This is a genomic window from Occallatibacter sp. (assembly GCF_036502485.1).
Taxonomy (GTDB): Bacteria; Acidobacteriota; Terriglobia; order Terriglobales; family Acidobacteriaceae; genus Telmatobacter.
Map to the genome: position 1 here is coordinate 25,258 of NZ_DASXYM010000082.1, position 18,706 is coordinate 43,963.

Genomic DNA, 18,706 nt, shown 5'->3' on the forward strand with positions numbered 1-18,706 from the left:
CAATGCGCAGCTTGGGTGCAAGAAAGGATCCCTTCGAAAATGGCGGCATCACCCAGAATCATCGTGGTCGGCGGCGGCCTCGCAGGTCTTGCGGCGGTTATCAAAATCGCCGAGGCCGGCGGCAACGTCGACCTGTTCTCGATCGTCCCGGTCAAGCGGTCGCACTCCGTTTGCGCGCAGGGCGGGATCAACGCCGCCAAGAACCTTAAGGGCGAAGGCGATACCACCTGGCAGCACTTTGACGACACTATTTATGGCGGCGACTTCCTCGCCAACCAGACTCCCGTCAAGGCCATGTGCGAGGCCGCGCCTTCCATCATCGACCTGCTCGACCGCATGGGCGTCCCGTTCAATCGCACCCCCGAGGGCCTGCTCGACTTCCGCCGGTTCGGCGGCACGCTCTACCACCGCACCGCCTTCGCCGGCGCCACCACCGGACAGCAGCTTCTCTACGCGCTTGACGAGCAGGTGCGCCGCTATGAGACCGAAGGCAAAGTCAAGAAGTACGAGGGTTGGGAATTCCTGTCGGCCATCGTTGACGGCAAGGGCGTCTGCCGCGGCATCACCGCCCTGGACCTGCGCACGATGGAATTGCGCCCCTTCCCTGCCGAAGCTGTGATTCTTGCCACCGGAGGCGTCGGCGCCATCTTCGGCAAGAGCACCAACTCCGTCGTCTGCACGGGCTCCGCGCAGGCGGCCGTGTTCCAGCAGGGCGCCTTCTACGCCAACGGCGAGTTCATCCAGGTGCACCCCACCTCCATCCCCGGCGAAGACAAGCTGCGGCTCATGTCCGAGTCAGCCCGCGGCGAAGGCGGCCGCGTGTGGGTGCCCAGGAAAGCCGCCGACAATCGTCCGTGGAAGCAAATTCCGGAGAGCGAACGCTTTTACTTTCTTGAGGAGTGGTACCCCAAGTACGGCAACTTGGTGCCGCGCGACGTCGCCACACGCGCCATCCACAAGATCGTCTACGAACTAGGCCTGGGCATCGACGGCCAGCCCATGGTCTACCTCGACCTGACGCACATCGACCGCGCCACGCTGAACCGTAAGCTCGAAGGCATCCTCGAGATCTACGAGAAATTTGTGGGCGACGACCCCCGCGAAGTTCCCATGAAGATCTTCCCGGGCATGCATTACACCATGGGCGGCCTTTGGGTGGACTTCAATCAGATGACCAACATTCCCGGCCTTTTCGCCGCCGGCGAGTGCGAATACCAGTATCACGGCGCCAACCGCCTCGGCGCGAACTCGCTCGTCAGCTGCATCCATGGCGGCTTCTCCGCCGGGCCCATCGCAGTCAAATACGCAAAGAGCGTTGCCGCGGTTGAAGGCGACGGCGGGGCAGCGGCCGAAGTCGCGCGCCAGGCTGAAATCAACAAGCGCCTCATCACCAACCAGGGCAACGAGAATCCCTTCCGCCTCTGGCGCGAGCTGGGCGTGACCATGACTGAGCACGCCACCGTCATCCGCTACAACAAGGGCCTCAAGGAAGCCGATCAGAAGATCGTGCAACTACTGGAACGCTACGACAAGGTAAACCTGGCCGACAAAAGCCAGTGGGCCAATACCAGCTTCGCCTTCACTCGCCAGCTCAAGAACATGCTGGAACTCTCGCGCGTGGTGGTGCAGGGCGCGCTCCTTCGCGATGAATCGCGCGGCGCGCACTACAAGCCCGACTTCCCTGACCGCAACGACGAGAAGTTTCTCAAGACCACCAAGGCCAGCTTCACCGGCACCATCGAAGGGCCGAAGTTGGAATACGAGGACGTGGACACGCAGTACATCAAGCCGCGCCCGCGTCGTTACGACGCCGCGAAATAGGATCGACGGGCGGATGAAAGGAGCGTCCAATGGCCGGAATCGTATGGATCGGAATACTTGGCTTCGGACTGTTTCTCTTCATTTTGCTGGATGCCTTCATAGCATGGTTCGCGCTGTATGGCGATCCCAAACACCACGCCACTTGGGCTGGAATCTGGGCTCTGGTTGGAGTGGGACTTGTAACCGAGGACGTCTACCTCGCATTGCGCAGACGAATTGATGGTAAGCACCGAAAGTCCATGATCGGGATCGCGGTTGCCGCCATTCTTCGGAGGTTCGCATGAGCTTTGCTACATGGCACGGCTTCAACCGTGCCAAACCGCGCCGTAGGCGCAACGTTCGTTAGCCCCGCGCTTCAGCGTGGGGTAGGCAGCACAAAGAAGATCCAAGTCCCGTAGGGACGATGCTGGGAAAGGGCACGGCTTCAGCCGTGCCCCATGAATCGGAAGAAGGTCCGGGGCTTTAGCCCCTGAGGGAACGCCGAACAATGGCAAACAAAACGGTTCAATTCGAAATCAAGCGCCAGGCCAGCCCCGATTCGCCGGCGGTATGGGAGAAGTTCGAACTCGAGTGGCGCCCCGGCATGAACGTCATCTCCGCCATGATGGAGATCGCCGCCAACCCCACCACCGCCGACGGCAAAGACACCACACCCATCACCTACGACTCGAATTGCCTTGAGGAGATCTGCGGCTCCTGCGCGATGCGCATCAATGGCAAGGCCCGCATGGCCTGCTCGGCGCTGGTGGAAAACCTCGACCAGCCCATCAAGCTCGAGCCGCTCTCCAAATTCCCTCTCGTCCGCGACCTCCAGGTTGACCGTTCCGTTCTGTTTGAAAATCTGATGCGCGTCAAAGCCTGGGTTCCCGTCGACGGCACCTATGATCTGGGTTCCGGCCCGCGCGTCTTCCCGCAGCAGCAGGAAGCCAATTACCCGCTCTCCAACTGCATCAGTTGCACTTGCTGCATGGAAGTCTGCCCGCAGTTCAACGACGCCACCGGCTTTGTGGGCGCAGCCACCATCGCCCAGGTCAAGCTCTTCAACAACCACCCCACCGGCAAAGTGTTCAAGGAAGAACGCCTCCGCGCACTCTCCGGCGACGGCGGCATCCAGGAGTGCGGCTACGCGCAGAACTGCGTGGAAGCCTGCCCCAAGAGCATTCCCCTGACCGACGCCATCAGCGACGTCGGCCGCGACGTTCTCATTCAGAAAGCGAAAGACTGGCTGCGGAAGTAATCGCGCTTCTGCTTCGACTCTCATTCAAAACATCAGGGACGCGGCGAAAGCCCCGTCCCTGATGTTTTCTGGTCCCTGACCCCTGGTCCCTGACCCCTGCTGTTAGAAACTCGCGATCCAATTCTGCAGCAACGCCGGCAAGCATCCCAGCACCACCACCGCCGCCGCAATCAGCAACAGCACAATCATCGTCACCGGATGAACCCGGATCGGCGTCTCATCCGTCGCCGCCATGACGTAGGCCCGCTTCAGCACTTGCAGATAGTAGTAAAGCGACACCGCGCTGAAAGCCACCGCAAGCGCCACAAGCGCGAACGGCACTGCTCCCTGCCCCGTCGCAAGCACCGCCGCAAACAGGTTGAACTTCGCCCAGAAGCCCACCAGCGGCGGAATTCCCGCAAGAGAAAGAAACAATACGAGCAATACCCCGGCAAGCAGAGGGTTCCGCCTGCTCAGCCCCAGAAAGCCATCCATCCGGTCAGTGCCCGTCGCGCGTTCCACCACGCCAATCACCCCGAACGCCGCGATCGTCGTAAGCCCGTACGTCAGGATGTAGTACAGAACAGCAGTCGCACTCCGCGAGGACAGATACCCCAGCGCCAGCAACATGTATCCCGCATGCGCAATGGCGGAATACGCCAGCAGCCTGCGCACGCTGATCTGCGCCAGGGCGGCCAGATTACCCACTGCCATCGAAACGGCCGCGAGCACCACCAGCAGCAGCGACCACTGATGCGCCAGCCCAATATACCGCTGCGGCGGTCCGCTGTGAATGGCAACGAACCGAACCACATGCGCATCCCCGAATGGCCGCGCAATTGCCATTCCGATTCCGATCAGCAACGCGAAACTCGCCACCTTTGACACCGAAGCGATAAACGCCGCCGCCGGAGCCGGAGCCCCTTCATACGCATCCGGTGCCCACAGATGGAACGGCACCGCGGCCACCTTGAATCCAAGCCCCGCGGCGACCAGCACCAGCGCCACATAGAACAGCGGGCTTCCCGATCCGTACGAGGTAATGGAGCCCTGTGCGACCCGGTGCAAGTTCGTTGAACCCGTCAGGCCATATAGATAACTGAACCCGAACAGCAGGAAAGCCGCCGACATCCCGCCAAACAGGTAATACTTCATGGCAGCTTCCGCGCTGCGGCCCGACTGCTTCGCGAAAGCAGTGAGGATGTAAAGCCCCAGGCTCAGCAGTTCGAGCCCGACAAAGATCACCAGAAGATCCTGCGCCCCGGCAATCAACAGCCCGCCCGTGGCCGACATCAGCACAATGGCAACGTACTCGCCCACATGCCGCGTAAATCGCGCGTCAATCAGAAACACCAGCGTGAGCCCGGTCAGTACCAGGATTCCGATCTGTGCAGCCGCGACCCAACCGCCCGTGACGAGTAGAGCCGTATTAGCGGTGCCGTCTGTGCTGAGAATCGCGTTCCCCGGCATCAGCCATAGCGCCGCAATGCAGCCCACGATTCCCAGCAAGGCCGCTACCGACGCGCGCAACTGCAGCGCCGCCTTGCGCAAAAACGCCAGATCGACGACCAGCACCAGCAGTGCAGTCACTTCAAGCGCCGTCTCCGGCAGCGTTATGCGGAAGAGATCTGCGTAATTCATTGCGCGCCTCCCGCCAGAAACGTCTTGACCGCCGGTTCAATGGTGTCGAGCAAAAGCCTCGGATATACGCCGATAATCAAACTGGCCGCGGTGAGAAGGGCGAACCCCGTCACCTCAGGCCACGTGATAGCGCCAAGGTCGCCCCACCCTTCCTTGGGGTGATCCTCCGCCGTCGGGCGGATATCCGTGAAGAACGCTTTCTGCAGCGCGCGCCACGTATAGGCCACGCCAATCACAATGCCGATGCCAGCCGCTGCGGTCCACCACGGAGTTGCGTGCCACGATCCCACCAGCACCTGCAACTCCGCCACAAATCCTGAGAATCCAGGCAATCCCATCGACGCCATGCCGGCAACCACGAACGCCCATGCAGCGAACGGCAGGCGCCGCATCAAATGCATCCGCTCCAGTTCCGGGAACTGCCGCGTATGCGCCCGGTCGTAAACCATCCGGCCCACAATCGCGAACAGCAGTCCCGCGATCACGCCGTGCGAATACATCTGCAGCACCGCGCCCGTGAGGCCAATCTGGTTCAGAGTCATCAGGCCCAGCAGCACAAAGCCCATATGGCTCACGGATGAGTAGCCGATCACGAACTTGAAGTCCGTCTGCACCAGGGCCACGAGCGCGCCGTAGACGATTCCGATCACAGCGAGGATCGCGAACACATCCCGCCACGATCCGATGCCGAGCAGCGTGAATCCCCACGGGTCCATTCCATGCGGGAACAGCCCCATCGCCACGCGGAGGCATCCATAGGCCCCCAGCTTCATCACCACGCCCGCCAGCAGCATCGATGCGGCCGTGGGCGCAGCAACGTGGCCGGTCGGCGCCCAGGTGTGGAACGGCCACATGCCCGCCAGAATCCCGAACCCCACAAACGTCAGCGGAAAAGCCCACATCTGAAACTCGGTCGACAGTCCCGCATGCGCGAGAAAGTCGAGCGATGTGGAATGACTGCCGGAACCCGCATAGGCGGCGAGCAAGGCGATCAGCACCATCGCCGATCCGGCAAATGAATAGAGCGCCAGCTTCATCGCAGCGTACTCGCGCCGCGTCGATCCCCAGATGGCGATCAGGAAGTACTTCGGCACAATGGCGATTTCATAGAACACAAAAAGCAGGAACAGATCGAAGCTAAGAAAGACGCCATACACGCCGCCGATCAGCGCCAGAAAGAAAGCGAAAAACTCATTCGTGCGGCGCTCCACGTTCCAACTGAACAGCACGCCTGCCACAGCGGCCAGCCCGGTGAGCAACACCAGCACGCGGCTGATGCCATCGGCAGCCAGCAGATAATGAATGCCCATCGCGGGAACCCACGCCACGTCCGTGATCGTGATACGGCCCTGGCCGGCACCCGCAGCAAATCCTGCAACTGCGATAACAAGGCCGGCGACGGCACATGCCAGCGCCAAGCCGCGCGCCAGCCCCGCCCTGCCCTTGGGCAGAAGCACTTCAACCAGTGCGCCGGCAAACGAGAGATAGATCGTCCAAGCCAACATCTAAAATCTCCAGTGCGCCAGCAGGTTCACCACCGTCGGGTTCACGCTGTCTGTAATCAGTTGGGGCACGAGACCAATGAGAACCATCAGGCCAATGACCGGCGCAATAGCCAGCCGCTCGCCCGCCTGCAGATCAGGAAATGCGGCCCACCGCTCCGGTACAGGCCCCGCAAAGACTTTCTGAATCACGGTAAGGATTACGGCTGCGGTCACCAGCAGCCCCAGCACTGAAACCGTTCCCGCAATCCACGAAAGCGGAAACACGCCGCGGAAGATCAGAAACTCGCCGACAAAGCCATTCAGCCCCGGCAGTCCCAGCGACGAGAACAGGGCGAAGCCCATCAGCCCGGCGAACACGGGCGCCGGTTTGCGCAAACCGCCAAAATCCTCAATACCACGCAAACCGCCCGAACGCTGCTGCAGCATGCTGATGAACCAGAACAGCGCGGCCGCGGTGATGCCGTGATTGAACATCTGTAGAATCACGCCGTTCAGCGCCGCAGCCTGGCTGGCCTGCATCGCCGCACCCGTCGCCGGGACGGCCAGCGCGAAAATTGCAAGCTGACAGTAGCCCAGGTGATTCACAGACGAGTATGCGAAGATGCGCTTCAGATCCTTCTGCGCCGCCGCTGCCCATGCGCCCATCACAACGGTTACAACCGCGAGCACCAGCAGCGGAGTTCTCATTTGCGCAATCTCGTGCCCGAACAGCGGCACCGCGATGCGCAACAAACCGTACACGCCCATCTTCGACATCGTGCCCGTCAGCAGCATCGTCACCGGCGAAGGCGCTTCACTGTAAGCAGCCGGCAGCCATGTGTGGAACGGCATCAGCGGCACCTTCACTGCGAACCCGGCCAGCGCGCCTGCTGCAAGCCACAGCATGATGTGCCCGCCAAAATGCGCGGTCACCATCTGCTCTAGCTCTCCGGTGGATGCAAGCAGAGAGAGATGATGGAAATCCATGCTCCCTGTCACCAGGAACAAGGCCAGCATGGCAAGCAGCAACCCCACCGAACCCGCCATCGTGTAGACGAAGAACTGTGTCGCCGCCGGCCCGCGCTTCGGCCCTCCCCACAGCTTGATCAGAAAGAACGCCGGAATCAGGCTGAGTTCCCAGTAGAGAAACCAGTGGTAGAAGTTCAGCGCCGTAAACGTGCCGAACAGCCCCGCCTCCAGCAGCAGCACCAGGCAGAAGTAGAGCCCCGCCCCGTTGTGCACGCGATGTGACGCGTCAATCGCCATCAGCGAAACCAACGCGGAGAGCACCAGCATCAGCGCGCCCAGACCATCCACCCCAAGCTGATATTCAATACCCAGCGAAGGCGCCCATGCGCGCCGCTCCAGGAGCCCCAGGCTTCCATCCGCCGGAATGTGCATCCACACCACCAGCGACAGAGCCAGCGTCAGAAGCGCGGTGATCATCGCCACGCCGCGCGCATGCTTCCCCGTGGCAAGCGCAAGAATAGCCCCCAGAACAGGCAGCGCGGTCAAAAGAGTGAGTATCGGAAATCCGTTCATCCGCGGCTGCTCCAGATCAGAATTGCGGCCAGCACAACGACCGCCAGCGCAAGCAGCCGCAAATAGGTCTGCACGCGCCCCGATTGCACGCGCGCCAGGAGCCCTCCACCAATCGAAAGCTCTTCGCAGCCTTTGTCGAAGCCGCCATTCACAAACGTCTCATCGAGGAAGCGATTGAACTTTGCCCACAGCCCGAAGAACCATGTCACTGCGCCCACCATGCCGCCCCAGACTCGCCGATCCAACCAATCGGCCACACCCGCCCACCAGTAGTAAAACGCGATCACCGTCACGCCGTAGAGCTCGTCCACATATAGCCTGTGACTCAGCGCGGTCCACACCGGGCCAATCTTCGACTCCAGTGCGTCCGGCTCGCTCGCCGCCGGAGATTTGCCCACATAAAGAGCCCATCCGATACCGTAGCCAATCGCCACAACGGCCGTCGAAGTAAGCATCAGCACAAGCAAGCCCGGCTCATGAAACCCCGTCAGTCCGAAGCTCGCCGGACGATCCAGCAGAAAACTGCGGAACCACGGCCAAAGCGGCGTGCCCAATCCACCCAGCGCGATCGCAAAGAATGCCAGAATGACCAGCGGCATCGTCATCACCCGCGGACTTTCATGCGCATCCCCGTGCCCGCGATAATTTCCGCTGAACACATACCCCATCTGCCGCGTCATGTAAAAAGCCGTCAGCAGCGCGCCAAACACCAGAAGAAAGTACGGTCCCTGGCCGGCTTTCCACTGATGCGCCGACTCCAGAATGGCGTCCTTCGACCAGAATCCTGAGAACACCAGCGGGAATCCGGTCAGCGCCAGCATGCCGGCAAGATAAGCCAGAAAGGTCACGCGCATCGTCTTCGACAATCCGCCCATGTGCCGGATGTCCTGCTCCTCATGGCACCCGTGGATCACCGAGCCGGCGCCCATGAACAGCAGCGCCTTGAAAAACGCATGCGTGATCAGGTGGAACATGCCCACCGCCACACCGCCCAGCCCCAGGCCCGCCATCATGTACCCGAGTTGTGAAACCGTCGAGTAGGCCAGGATGCGCTTGATATCGTTCTGCGCCACGGCAATCAGCGCGGCAAACACCGCTGTGCATGCACCCACCCACGTCACCACTGTGAGGGCTGTGGTTGTCCCCCCCGGCTGCACGCCTGCGGCCATCAGCGGATACACCCGCGCAATCAGGTACACACCCGCAGCCACCATCGTTGCCGCGTGGATCAAAGCGGACACCGGCGTCGGACCTTCCATCGCATCCGGCAGCCAGACATGCAGCGGCAACTGGCCGCTCTTTCCTGCCGCTCCCGCAAAAATCAGCAAGCCAATCGCGGTCGCCGCGCTAAGTCCCAGCGCAGCCGGAGAAGCCAGCATGCCGGCGAGCGCAGTTGGCTCCATGTTCCCCGCGCCCTGGCTGTAAAACAGCAACGTCCCCGTCTGCGCAAACAGCCACACAATCCCGAGCAGGAAAAAAATATCGCCTACGCGCGTGGTGAGGAATGCCTTTTTTGCCGCCGCCGCAGCGGACGGCTTCTGATACCAGAAACCGATCAGCAGATACGACGTCAACCCCACCAGCTCCCAGCACATGAACAGCAGGAGCAGGCTGTTGGCAATGACAACTCCCAGCATGGCCCCCGCAAACAGCGAGAGAAAACAGAAGAAGCGCGTGTAGTTCTCGTCGTGCGCCATGTAGCCGGTGGAATAGATGAAGATCAGCAGCCCCACAAAAGTGACCATCACCAGCATCACAGCCGCAAGCGGATCGAGAATCCAACCCAGCTCAACGGGAGTGGCGCCGAACGTGAGCCACGCAAAATTCACCGTCTCCCGCACCGCGTGCCCGCTGGCCCAGCCTGCCAGCACATCCGCAAAGGCCGCCAGCGACAACAGCAGCGAGAGGAACAGCGAGCCAATCGCGAGTGAGGACGCGAGCTTGCGCTTTGGCTGCTTCAGCAGCGCGATGATGCCGGCCGCCACCATCGGCAGCGCGGGAATCAGCCAGAGAATCCTCCCGATCCACGACGCCACAGCGTAAGGAGAGAACTGAATTGCCTCTTGCACTTCCTGCATCAGCGGCTCACCCCTTCATCCTGTTGATCTCGTCCAGATCGGCTGTGCGTGCATGTCTGTACAGAGCAATCACAAGACCCAATCCAACCGCCGCTTCGGCGGCAGCCACAGCAATCGAAAATACCGCAAACATCATGCCGGTCAGCGCTTCCGGATGCGGCGAGTAGCGCCAGAATGCCACCAGGTTCAAATTCGCGGCGTTCAGCATCAGCTCAATCCCGATCAGCACCAGGATGGCGTTGCGCCGCGTCAGCGCGCCGGCCAGGCCAATGGCAAACACAAGCGCCGCAACCAGCAAATATCCAGCGAGAGGCGTCACTTCGGCTCCCCCTTCTCATGCATCGCCACGATCACCGCCCCCAGCATGGCCGCCGTCAGCAGCAGAGCCACAATCTCCAGCGGGAGCACATACCGGCTCATCAGCGCATTGCCGATTTGCTGAACCGTAATGGCAGGGGCTGCGGTTTCATTCGGTAGCGCCTCGGCACTGTGCAGCACTGCCCACCCAAGCACCGCGAACACCGCCGCTGCAATCAGCAGCCCGACAAACCATGTCCGGCTGAAAACCCCCGTCGTCGGTGTATCCGATCCGCGCGTCAGCAGAATCGCAAACACCACCAGGATCGCAACCGCGCCAATGTACACCAGAATCTGCGCGAAGCCCGCGAACTGCGCGTCCAGTTGCAGGAACAGAAGGGCCAGGCCCGCAAACGCCACTGTCACAGCCAGAGCGCAATGCACGGTGTTCTTCAGGGTCACCGCCGTAAGGCCGCCGAGCACCGTAATCACGGCCAAAATCCAGAACACGATGTTCAACGGCCGCTCCTTTCCCAGTTCGCCGAGGATTTACTCCGCATACCGATAGCTCCTCGGCCCGATCTTCTTGCGCCGCATCTCCGTGCGCCCCACAATCACGTAGGCGCCCAGCAGAATCACCGAGCACACGATCCAGCGCAGGATTCCTTCGCCCATAAACCGCCACAGCCCCGCCACAAACAAATTCAGCAGCGTCATCGGCAGCACAAACTTCCATGCGAAGTTCATCAACTGATCCTGCCGCAGCCGCGGCAGCGTGCCGCGAATCCAGATCATCACCACGATCGACAACATGACCTTCGAGAAGAACCATATCCACGACGGCATGAAGCTCAGCGCCGCCAGGGGGGCCGACCATCCGCCTAGAAACAACGTCGTACCCAGCCCGGAAATGGAGAACATCGCCAGGTACTCGCCCAGGAAGAACAGCGCAAACTTGAATCCTGAGTACTCCGTGAAGTAACCCGCCACCAATTCCGATTCACCTTCCGGCAAGTCGAATGGCGAGCGGTTTGTCTCCGCCATCGCCGCAATGCAGAACATGATGAACGCCGCAAATCCCCAAGGCGTGAAGATGTACCAGTGCGGCAGTCCCCACGTGTACTGGTTCTGCGCTTCCACAATCTTCACCAGCGACAGCGAGCCCGACATCATCACAATCGCCACCGTCGACATTAAGAGCGGCACTTCATAGCTGATCATCTGCGCCACCGCGCGCATCGCGCCCAGCAGCGAGTACTTGTTGCGGCTTGACCAGCCCGCCATAAAGATCGACAGCTCCGTCGAGGCCCCAATCGCGAAGTAGAAGAGCAGGCTCGCATCCATGTCGATAAGCTGCATGTTGCGCCCCATGGGGAGTACCGCGAACCCCAGAAAGACGGCCACCACCAGCACCAGCGGTGCAACAAAGTGCACCACCGCGTCGGCGCTGGCAGGAACGATGTCTTCCTTAGTAAGCGACTTGATCCCGTCCGCTACCGGCTGCAGAATCCCATAAGGCCCTGTGCGATTCGGGCCGATGCGGTTCTGCATCCGGCCCAGGCCCTTGCGCTCAATCACCGTGGTCAACGCGAACAGCGCCGGAAACACAGCAATGATTGCCACCACGCTCAGCACAACACTGACCAGCGGCTGGATGGCGACAGGTAAATGAGCAACGATCCAATGCTTGAGGAGAACGAAGATCTGGTCGAGCGTGTTAGCCATGATCTAGCTTGCGTCTCCTTCTTTCCTGGTTTCCGCCTTGAGCACATCCGGCTTGGCCGCATCCGGCTTAGCCGCATCCGGCTTGGCCGCATCCGGCTTAGCCGCATCGAACTTCGGCGCCCGGGGCGCTTCCGCGTGCGGAACCGCATTCTGCTCAGCCGGCGGAGCGGTGGCAGCCTTCGTCGGAGTGCCCGTCGGATTCTTTGCGGTCTCCCCGGCCGGAATCTCTGAAGCCGGCACGGCAGATGTGTTCGCAGGCACAGCCGTCGCCGGCTTCGCTGCGGGAGTGCCCACGGCCGGAGCCGCCGGTTTCGCTGCGGCCGCCGCAGCCGTAGTCGCACCCGCCGGCGCCGCAGCCTTTGCTGCAGCCGCAGCCGCGGCAGCCTTCGCCTTGGCCTCAGCGGCTGCTCTCTCCCTGGCGAGCCTGTCATCCACTTCCGTGGCTTCCGTTGGATGAACCTGGTGGTAATACTCGTTCGACTTCGCCAGTTCCTTGCGATCCAGCAGCAGCTCACCGAATCTGTCATCGGTAGACAATTCAAACTCGGTGTCCATCTTGATAGCTTCGAACGGGCACACCTCGACACATATCTGGCAGCTCATGCACACCGAAATATCAATATCGAACCGCGCCGGATAGAACTGCTGCTTGCCGACCGCATCCGGCTTCTTGTCCTTGCTCTTGTCGATGTAGATGCACTTGGGAGGGCACTCTTTCTCGCAGATCTGGCACGCCACGCAGCGCAGCCCCGACTCCCAGTCCGTGCCGTCATACACCAGAAACGGAAAATTGCGCGAAGCTTCGGGCAGCGGAATCCGCTGCTCCGGATACTCCACCGTCGTCAGCCGTTCCTCGGAGACAAAACTGCCCAACGCGTTCCTCGCCGTCTCCTTCAAGCCCTTCAGTATGCCTTCACCCAGCATTCAATACAGCTCCCAGCTTCTAGCTGCTAGCTTCTAGCCGATTCACGCCAGAATGCAGCTTCCCAGCCTAATTCTTTTAGAGTCATCGCAACTGCCTTGTAGAGTCATCGCAACTGCCTTGTTCACCAGACACAAGCTAGCAGCTAGAAGCTAGGAGCTAGAAGCCTGCAATCCGGTCTACCTGTCCACTTCCCCAAGCACAATATCCACGCTTCCGAAGATCAGCACCACATCGGCTACGTTATGCCCAAGGCACATATCTTCGAGAACCGTCAGATTGATCAGGCTCGGCGGACGCACGCGATACCGGTACGGCGCCGTCTCCCCCATGCTGATCAGATAGAACCCAAGCTCGCCCTTGGGCGCTTCAATCCGTCCGTACGCCTCGCCGGCCTTCGGCTTGAAACCGCGAATCTTCGCCTTTGGATCCATCACCGGGCCGCCCGGAACTTCCTTCAGCGCCTGCTCCAGAATTCCAATCGACTCCCGTATCTCCAGAATGCGGATCATGTAGCGGTCGAAGATGTCCCCATGCTCGCCCACCGGCACGCGGAACTTGAACCGGTCGTAAATGCCGTAGCGGTCCACCTTGCGAATGTCGTAGCCCACGCCTGATGCACGCAGCATCGGCCCGCTGATGCCCGCATTCACGGCCAGCTCCGGCTTCAGCACGCCCACCCCCTGGCAGCGCGCCATCAAAATCTCGTTGCCCGACAGCAACGCCTCAAACTCGTCCACGAATTGCGGCAGCCCTTCAGTCACCTTGCGAGCCTGCGCCAGCCACGGTTCCGACACATCCACCCTGCAGCCGCCGAACCGCATGTAGTTGCACATCATGCGCGACCCGCTCAGGCTCTCGAAAAGATCCAGGATCTTCTCGCGCATCTTGAACGCATACATCAGGGGTGTTCCGCTCGCGCCCATCTCCTGAATGAGGAACCCGATGGCGGATGCATGATTCTGAACCCGCGTCAGCTCGGCCAGAATCACGCGAATATATTCGGCTCGCTCCGGCACCGCCTGGCCCACCAGCTTCTCCACCGCCAGCGCGTATGCCCAGTTGTTGGTCATCGAGCAGAAATAGTCCAGCCGGTCCGTATACGGCATCATCGACAGGTAGCTCGCACTCTCGGCGATCTGCTCGTGGTTGCGATGCAGATAGCCGAACACCGGCTTCAGCCGGATCACCCTCTCGCCATCCAGCGCCACATCCATGCGAAATACGCCGTGCGTGGAAGGATGATGCGGGCCCATCGACACTTCCAGCAGCTCGGCATCGCCCTCCGGCTCAATCACCGGCGGACGGTTCCATGTCTCCAGTCGCGGCTGAGCGTCAGACGCGGCCGCGCGCGCCTTCTCCACTGCGACGCCTGAAGTCGTTGCCGTATCGCTCATGCCTTTGCTCCCGTCGCCGCTGCGGTTGAACCCGGCTGACCCAGCCCCGCCTCCCCCGTCTCTATCTTCGCGACGTGCGCCTGGTGGCGCTTCAAAACCGTGTCATGGGCCGTCGGCTCGTACTCGAAATCATCGGGCTCCACATAATCCTTGCGCATCGGATGATCCTTGAACTCATCCCACATCAAAATGCGCCGCATGTCCGGATGACCCTTGAACACAATCCCGTAAAGATCGAAAATCTCGCGCTCCTGAAACTCGGCCGCCCGCCACACCGGCGTCACCGAAGGAAGCTCCACCTCGTCCGTCCGGTTCTTCGTGCGCATCCGAATTACCACCGGCCCATGCCTCTTCTTCACTGAGAAGAGGTGATACACCGCCTCCAGGTATCCAGGCTCTTTGTGCTTGCGCGTCTCCTCAACGGTCTCCTCAACCAGCGTCTGCACTCCGTCCACTTCCTTCGGAACCTGTTTCGCGACCTTGACCTTCTGCGTGATCTCCCTGTCCAGCCAGTCCACACCCGTCACATTCGACAGAAAGTCAAGCGCCAGTTCCGCGTCGTCGCGCAGAAACGTCGCCACAGCAAAGCCATGTTCAGCGTCCACCAGCAGCGAGTGCTGACCGCTCGGGCTGCCGTTCGCAATCACCGTCACAGCCACACCCGGAACCGCCGCCTCTATCGCCGCCTTGATCTCTTCAACCGTCTTCAATCTTCTGTCCTCAAAAACTTGCCACCAAAACAAGACCTTGTCATCCTGAGGAGCGCAGCGACGAAGGACCTGCTTTTCCCCTTTTCCCCTTTTCCCTTTTTCCCCGCCCTTATCGAATAATCGGGAAGTGCCACACATCCGGGTTTGCCGGCGGCTCAATGTCATGCGCGCCCGGCTCGGGCACGGGAAACTCGCCCTGCGCGTCCTCATCCAGATGCCTCGGCCGGTTCTCGCCCGTCAGGTTCTGGCCTTCGATCTTCTTCTGCAGCGTCATGAACGCGTGAATCAGCGCCTCAGGCCGCGGCGGGCATCCCGGGATATGCACATCCACCGGAATATAACGGTCGATCCCCTTCAGCACGTTGTAACCCTGCTTGAACGGGCCGCCGGAAATCGCACACGCGCCCATGGCGATCACATACCGCGGCTCGGCCATCTGGTTGTAAAGCCGCACCACCTGCGGAGCCATCTTTTTGGTTACCGTGCCTGACACGATCATCAGATCGGCCTGCCGAGGCGAGGGGCGAAATACCTCCGCGCCAAATCGCGCCAGATCATAGCGGGCCATCGTCGTCGCAATCATCTCGATCGCACAGCACGCCAGTCCAAACTGCATCGGCCAAACCGAGCTCTTCCGCCCCCAGTTATAAATCTCCTGGATGCTCGTGACCACCACGCCCTGCTTGCCGAGTTCTATATTCAATTTCTGATCAACAGCCATAAATTCGCTTCGCTCATTCGCTTCGCTCAAGTGATCAGTGATCGGTGATCAGTGATCAACGCCAACCCATTCACCTGGCGCCTGGGCGAGTACATCCCGCACACGCCAGCCATCCAACCTGCTCCGCCCCGAAGTCTGCCACGGACCACTGACCGCCTCCGGCCGCCTTCACGCCCACGTCAGCACGCCCTTGGCCCACGCCCATGCCAGTCCTTCCACCAGCAGGAGCACGAAAACCAGCATGGCCATGCAGGCAGCACCGCTCAAACCCGTAAAAGCCACAGCAAAAGGCAGCAGGAACACCGCTTCCACGTCGAAAATGAGAAATATGATGGCGTAGAGATAGTAAGCCGACCGGAATTGCACCCAGGCGTCACCCTGCGATTCCAGCCCACACTCGTAAATGGCGTTCTTGATCCGGTTCGGTTTGGCGGGCGAAAACACCCGCGCCCACAGCCAGGCCAGCGCCAGCGGGGCCAGCCCAAAACCCAGCGCAGCGGCAAACAGGATCGCGAGAGAAAAATAAGGACTTGATGCCATTTCCCGAGACGGTATCCTCTATTCCAAGATACAAGTTTGTACCACCCTTTGGCGAAACCGTTGTGACCTAACTCACCGACTAAAGCGGTTTCTTTACCGTTCATCCCATCCTGTGAACCGCTCGCTGCAAGAAAAGCCGGCGCCATGTGCGCCGGCTCATACCGCCCCCCCTGACTAATCTTTCTTCGGCTGCACGCAACTCCGGTTGAACTTCGCCTCGCATGCCGTGGGCACAACATGCGTCCTTGCCTTCAAAACATCCAAAACATTGACTGCCCTTTCCCTCGTCATCCCCAGCGTCGCCACGTTCGGCGTACCCTTGTCGTCGGTCCAGGTGATCGTCACCGTGTGCACCTTTTCCCGCGCCTTCACAATTCCCACCACAATGGTCCCCACCACCCCCAGCCTGAACCGGTTCTCCTCGCGATATTCGATCCGTGTCATCCGCTCAAACGGCACCGACAACTCCTCCGCCCCGGCGTGGAACCTCAGCTCCTTCACCGCTGTCATATCCAGGCTTCCCGCCGTCCCTTCCTTCATTCCCGCAACGGTCCCGCTGATATACGTCATGTCCGCACCATCCTCGGCATGCACCCGCACTCCTGCCCCCACCAGCACAACCAGCAAACTCATCGCAATCAATCTCTTCATTGGCTTTTCAAGCCTCCTGACTGCACCCTACCTGCGCGCTTCGCCCGTTAACCGGCGCACCCTGACACTTTCCGAACTGTCCGCATCATCCGGGACTGTGCCACTCGGTCACTGTGTCCCGGCTCCCTCTTCCCGGTCGCTCCACCCTTCGGTGGAGACGCGTTCTCCCCCAACCCTGATACCTTTTTTGGTGTCCCCCGGTCCAGATTCTTCGTCCAGCCGGCGGGCTCACAATCTCCCGGGAGACCACCCGCATCATGTCCAGGACCGCGCTGCGCCGAGCTTTGCTGACCGTCATCGTCGCAGCATTCTGCCTCACGGTCACCTACGCCGTCCTCGCAGCCTCCGGCCCCGGCGACAAGTCTCCCGGCAATACCCCCACCCCCCCGGCCGCCCCTGATACCCCCTCGACAGCCGGAGCCGCCTACACGGCCGCCATCAAAATCACCGGACCCACCACCCAATTCCACAACTCCGTCGCCGCCAAATACAACTACGCCTTCGGCAAGGAATCGCCCTTCCTGCCCTCGAACGCGACCTCGGCCAACGGCCAGTTCATTGATCCCAAGAGCTTTCCCACCGCCGAGTACTGCGGCCACTGCCACAAGGCCGCCTATCACCAGTGGCGCGAGTCCGTACACTCCAACGCCTTCCGCGCCCCCTGGTACCTCAAGAACGTCAACATGCTTATCGCCGAGAAGGGCGTCCAGTTCTCCCGCCACTGCGAGGGCTGTCACAACCCCGTCGCGCTGCTCTCCGGCGACCTGACCCAGGGCATGCCCAAGAAGCGCCCCATGGAGGACGAAGGCGTAACCTGCTCCACCTGCCACTCCATCCAATCCACGGACGCGACCGGTACCGGCAGCTACGTCATGGGCATCCCCGCCGTCCTGGTCGACGACAAAGGCGCTCCCGTCACCCGGCCCGTTGCCGACGCCGAGATTCTCGCCCACCTCGACCGCCACTCCAAAGCGGTCATGCGCCCCCTCTACAAGACCGCCGAATTTTGCGCCGCCTGCCACAAAGCCGCCATCCCCACTGCCCTCGACGACTACAAATGGCTCCGCGCCTTCTCGGTCTATGACGAGTGGCAGGGCGCCAGCTTCACAAAACAGTCGCCGCTTCCCTTCTATCGCAAAGATTCCGTCTCCACCTGCCAGACCTGCCACATGCCCAGAAACGACGAGGCTGCGGAAGATCCCGGCGCCAAGGACGGCAAGTTCGCTTCCCACCGCTGGCTGGGCGGCAACAGCTTGATGCCCGCCTACTACAAGTACGACGAGCAGGCCAAAAAGCTCGCCGGCTTCCTCCGCAACGGCCCTGACGGCAAAGGCGTCCTGAATGTCGACATCTTCGGCATCGAAAAGGAAAACGCCGCCGCCACCGCATCCGACAACGTTGAGATCGCACCCCTCGGCACAACACGCTTCGCCCTCGCTCCAGGGGAAACCCTGACCGCCGACGTCGTCATCCAGAACAAAGGCATCGCCCACTCCCTCGTCCCCGAGCAGAGGGACTTCTACGAGTCCTGGGTCGACTTTGTGTTGAAGGACGAGTCCGGCAAAAACCTCGCGGAGTCAGGCTTCATCAAGCCCAACGGCGACCTCGACCCCTCCGCGCACTCCTTCACCAACCGCCTCATCAACACCAAAGGCGAGCTCAACGACATCCACCAGATCTGGCACAACCGCGTGCTGGCTTACAACAACAGCATTCAGTCCGGCCGCGCCCAGCTCGCCCGCTACCGGTTCCGCCTGCCCAAGAACGCAAAGGGCAAATACACCATCACCGCCACGGTCAAGTACCGCCGCTTCAACCAGCACTTTGCCGACTACGCCATGGCCGGCGATCCGTCCATGCCCAAAAACAAACCCTATCCCCAGCCCGTCATGGAGATCGCCTCACAGACCCGCACCCTCTGCATCGGCGACAATCCGCCTGACTCTGCAGCTGCATCCTCT

17 protein-coding genes are annotated in these 18,706 nt (G+C 61.1%); 4 read left to right on the top strand and 13 right to left on the bottom strand.

The window, feature by feature from the left end:
• Positions 1-39 precede the first annotated feature (39 nt).
• The 3 genes from sdhA (at position 40) to sdhB (ending at position 3,058) form a co-directional block, all read left to right on the top strand.
• Positions 40-1,821: a succinate dehydrogenase flavoprotein subunit gene (gene sdhA / locus VGL22_RS11790; RefSeq protein WP_465267124.1), complete on the top strand. Its 1,782-nt coding sequence runs from the start codon at positions 40-42 to the stop codon at positions 1,819-1,821.
• A 29-nt stretch (positions 1,822-1,850) separates the two neighbouring features.
• Entirely contained in the window at positions 1,851-2,105 is a 255-nt protein-coding gene (locus VGL22_RS11795; protein WP_465267125.1) for a hypothetical protein, read from the top strand.
• Between the two features lie 203 nt (positions 2,106-2,308).
• The gene (sdhB, locus tag VGL22_RS11800; RefSeq protein WP_465267126.1) at positions 2,309-3,058 is read left to right on the top strand and encodes a succinate dehydrogenase iron-sulfur subunit; all 750 of its coding nucleotides are present in this window, start codon (positions 2,309-2,311) and stop codon (positions 3,056-3,058) included.
• Positions 3,059-3,160: 102 nt separating this feature from the next.
• On the opposite strand, the gene VGL22_RS11805 is transcribed toward sdhB, so the two are convergent.
• From VGL22_RS11805 to VGL22_RS11865, 13 genes are all read right to left on the bottom strand, one after another.
• Positions 3,161-4,678: an NADH-quinone oxidoreductase subunit N gene (locus tag VGL22_RS11805; RefSeq protein ID WP_465267127.1), complete on the bottom strand. Its 1,518-nt coding sequence runs from the start codon at positions 4,676-4,678 to the stop codon at positions 3,161-3,163.
• Complete coding sequence (locus VGL22_RS11810; protein WP_465267128.1) at positions 4,675-6,183, bottom strand: complex I subunit 4 family protein; 1,509 nt, start codon at positions 6,181-6,183, stop codon at positions 4,675-4,677. Before VGL22_RS11810 ends, VGL22_RS11805 begins: the two co-directional genes overlap by 4 nt.
• Positions 6,184-7,704 (bottom strand): complex I subunit 4 family protein, encoded by a 1,521-nt coding sequence (locus tag VGL22_RS11815; protein WP_465267129.1) that lies wholly within the window; start codon positions 7,702-7,704, stop codon positions 6,184-6,186.
• Positions 7,701-9,782, bottom strand: coding sequence for an NADH-quinone oxidoreductase subunit L (nuoL, locus tag VGL22_RS11820; RefSeq protein ID WP_465267130.1), 2,082 nt, complete (start codon positions 9,780-9,782; stop codon positions 7,701-7,703). The genes VGL22_RS11815 and nuoL overlap by 4 nt, the downstream gene beginning before the upstream one ends.
• 7 nt (positions 9,783-9,789) lie before the next feature.
• Positions 9,790-10,101, bottom strand: coding sequence for an NADH-quinone oxidoreductase subunit NuoK (gene nuoK / locus VGL22_RS11825; protein ID WP_260792731.1), 312 nt, complete (start codon positions 10,099-10,101; stop codon positions 9,790-9,792).
• Positions 10,098-10,589: an NADH-quinone oxidoreductase subunit J family protein gene (locus tag VGL22_RS11830; protein WP_465267139.1), complete on the bottom strand. Its 492-nt coding sequence runs from the start codon at positions 10,587-10,589 to the stop codon at positions 10,098-10,100. Before VGL22_RS11830 ends, nuoK begins: the two co-directional genes overlap by 4 nt.
• A 39-nt stretch (positions 10,590-10,628) precedes the next feature.
• On the bottom strand, positions 10,629-11,804 hold the full coding sequence (gene nuoH, locus VGL22_RS11835) for an NADH-quinone oxidoreductase subunit NuoH (RefSeq protein ID WP_465267131.1): 1,176 nt from the start codon (positions 11,802-11,804) through the stop codon (positions 10,629-10,631).
• A 3-nt stretch (positions 11,805-11,807) separates the two neighbouring features.
• On the bottom strand, positions 11,808-12,728 hold the full coding sequence (locus VGL22_RS11840) for a 4Fe-4S dicluster domain-containing protein (RefSeq protein WP_465267132.1): 921 nt from the start codon (positions 12,726-12,728) through the stop codon (positions 11,808-11,810).
• 177 nt (positions 12,729-12,905) lie between these two features.
• Positions 12,906-14,123, bottom strand: a complete 1,218-nt coding sequence (locus tag VGL22_RS11845; RefSeq protein ID WP_465267133.1) for an NADH-quinone oxidoreductase subunit D — start codon at positions 14,121-14,123, stop codon at positions 12,906-12,908.
• Positions 14,120-14,833, bottom strand: a complete 714-nt coding sequence (locus VGL22_RS11850) for an NADH-quinone oxidoreductase subunit C (protein ID WP_465267134.1) — start codon at positions 14,831-14,833, stop codon at positions 14,120-14,122. Before VGL22_RS11850 ends, VGL22_RS11845 begins: the two co-directional genes overlap by 4 nt.
• Positions 14,834-14,942: 109 nt before the next feature.
• Positions 14,943-15,554, bottom strand: coding sequence for an NADH-quinone oxidoreductase subunit B (locus VGL22_RS11855; protein ID WP_465267135.1), 612 nt, complete (start codon positions 15,552-15,554; stop codon positions 14,943-14,945).
• 168 nt (positions 15,555-15,722) lie between these two features.
• Positions 15,723-16,094 (bottom strand): NADH-quinone oxidoreductase subunit A, encoded by a 372-nt coding sequence (locus VGL22_RS11860; RefSeq protein ID WP_465267136.1) that lies wholly within the window; start codon positions 16,092-16,094, stop codon positions 15,723-15,725.
• A gap of 174 nt (positions 16,095-16,268) precedes the next feature.
• Entirely contained in the window at positions 16,269-16,745 is a 477-nt protein-coding gene (locus VGL22_RS11865) for a hypothetical protein (RefSeq protein WP_465267137.1), read from the bottom strand.
• A gap of 257 nt (positions 16,746-17,002) precedes the next feature.
• On the opposite strand from VGL22_RS11865, the gene VGL22_RS11870 reads away from it, so the two are divergent.
• Positions 17,003-18,706, top strand: a 1,704-nt coding sequence (locus tag VGL22_RS11870) for a multiheme c-type cytochrome (protein WP_465267138.1), incomplete at its 3' end; no start/stop codon positions are given.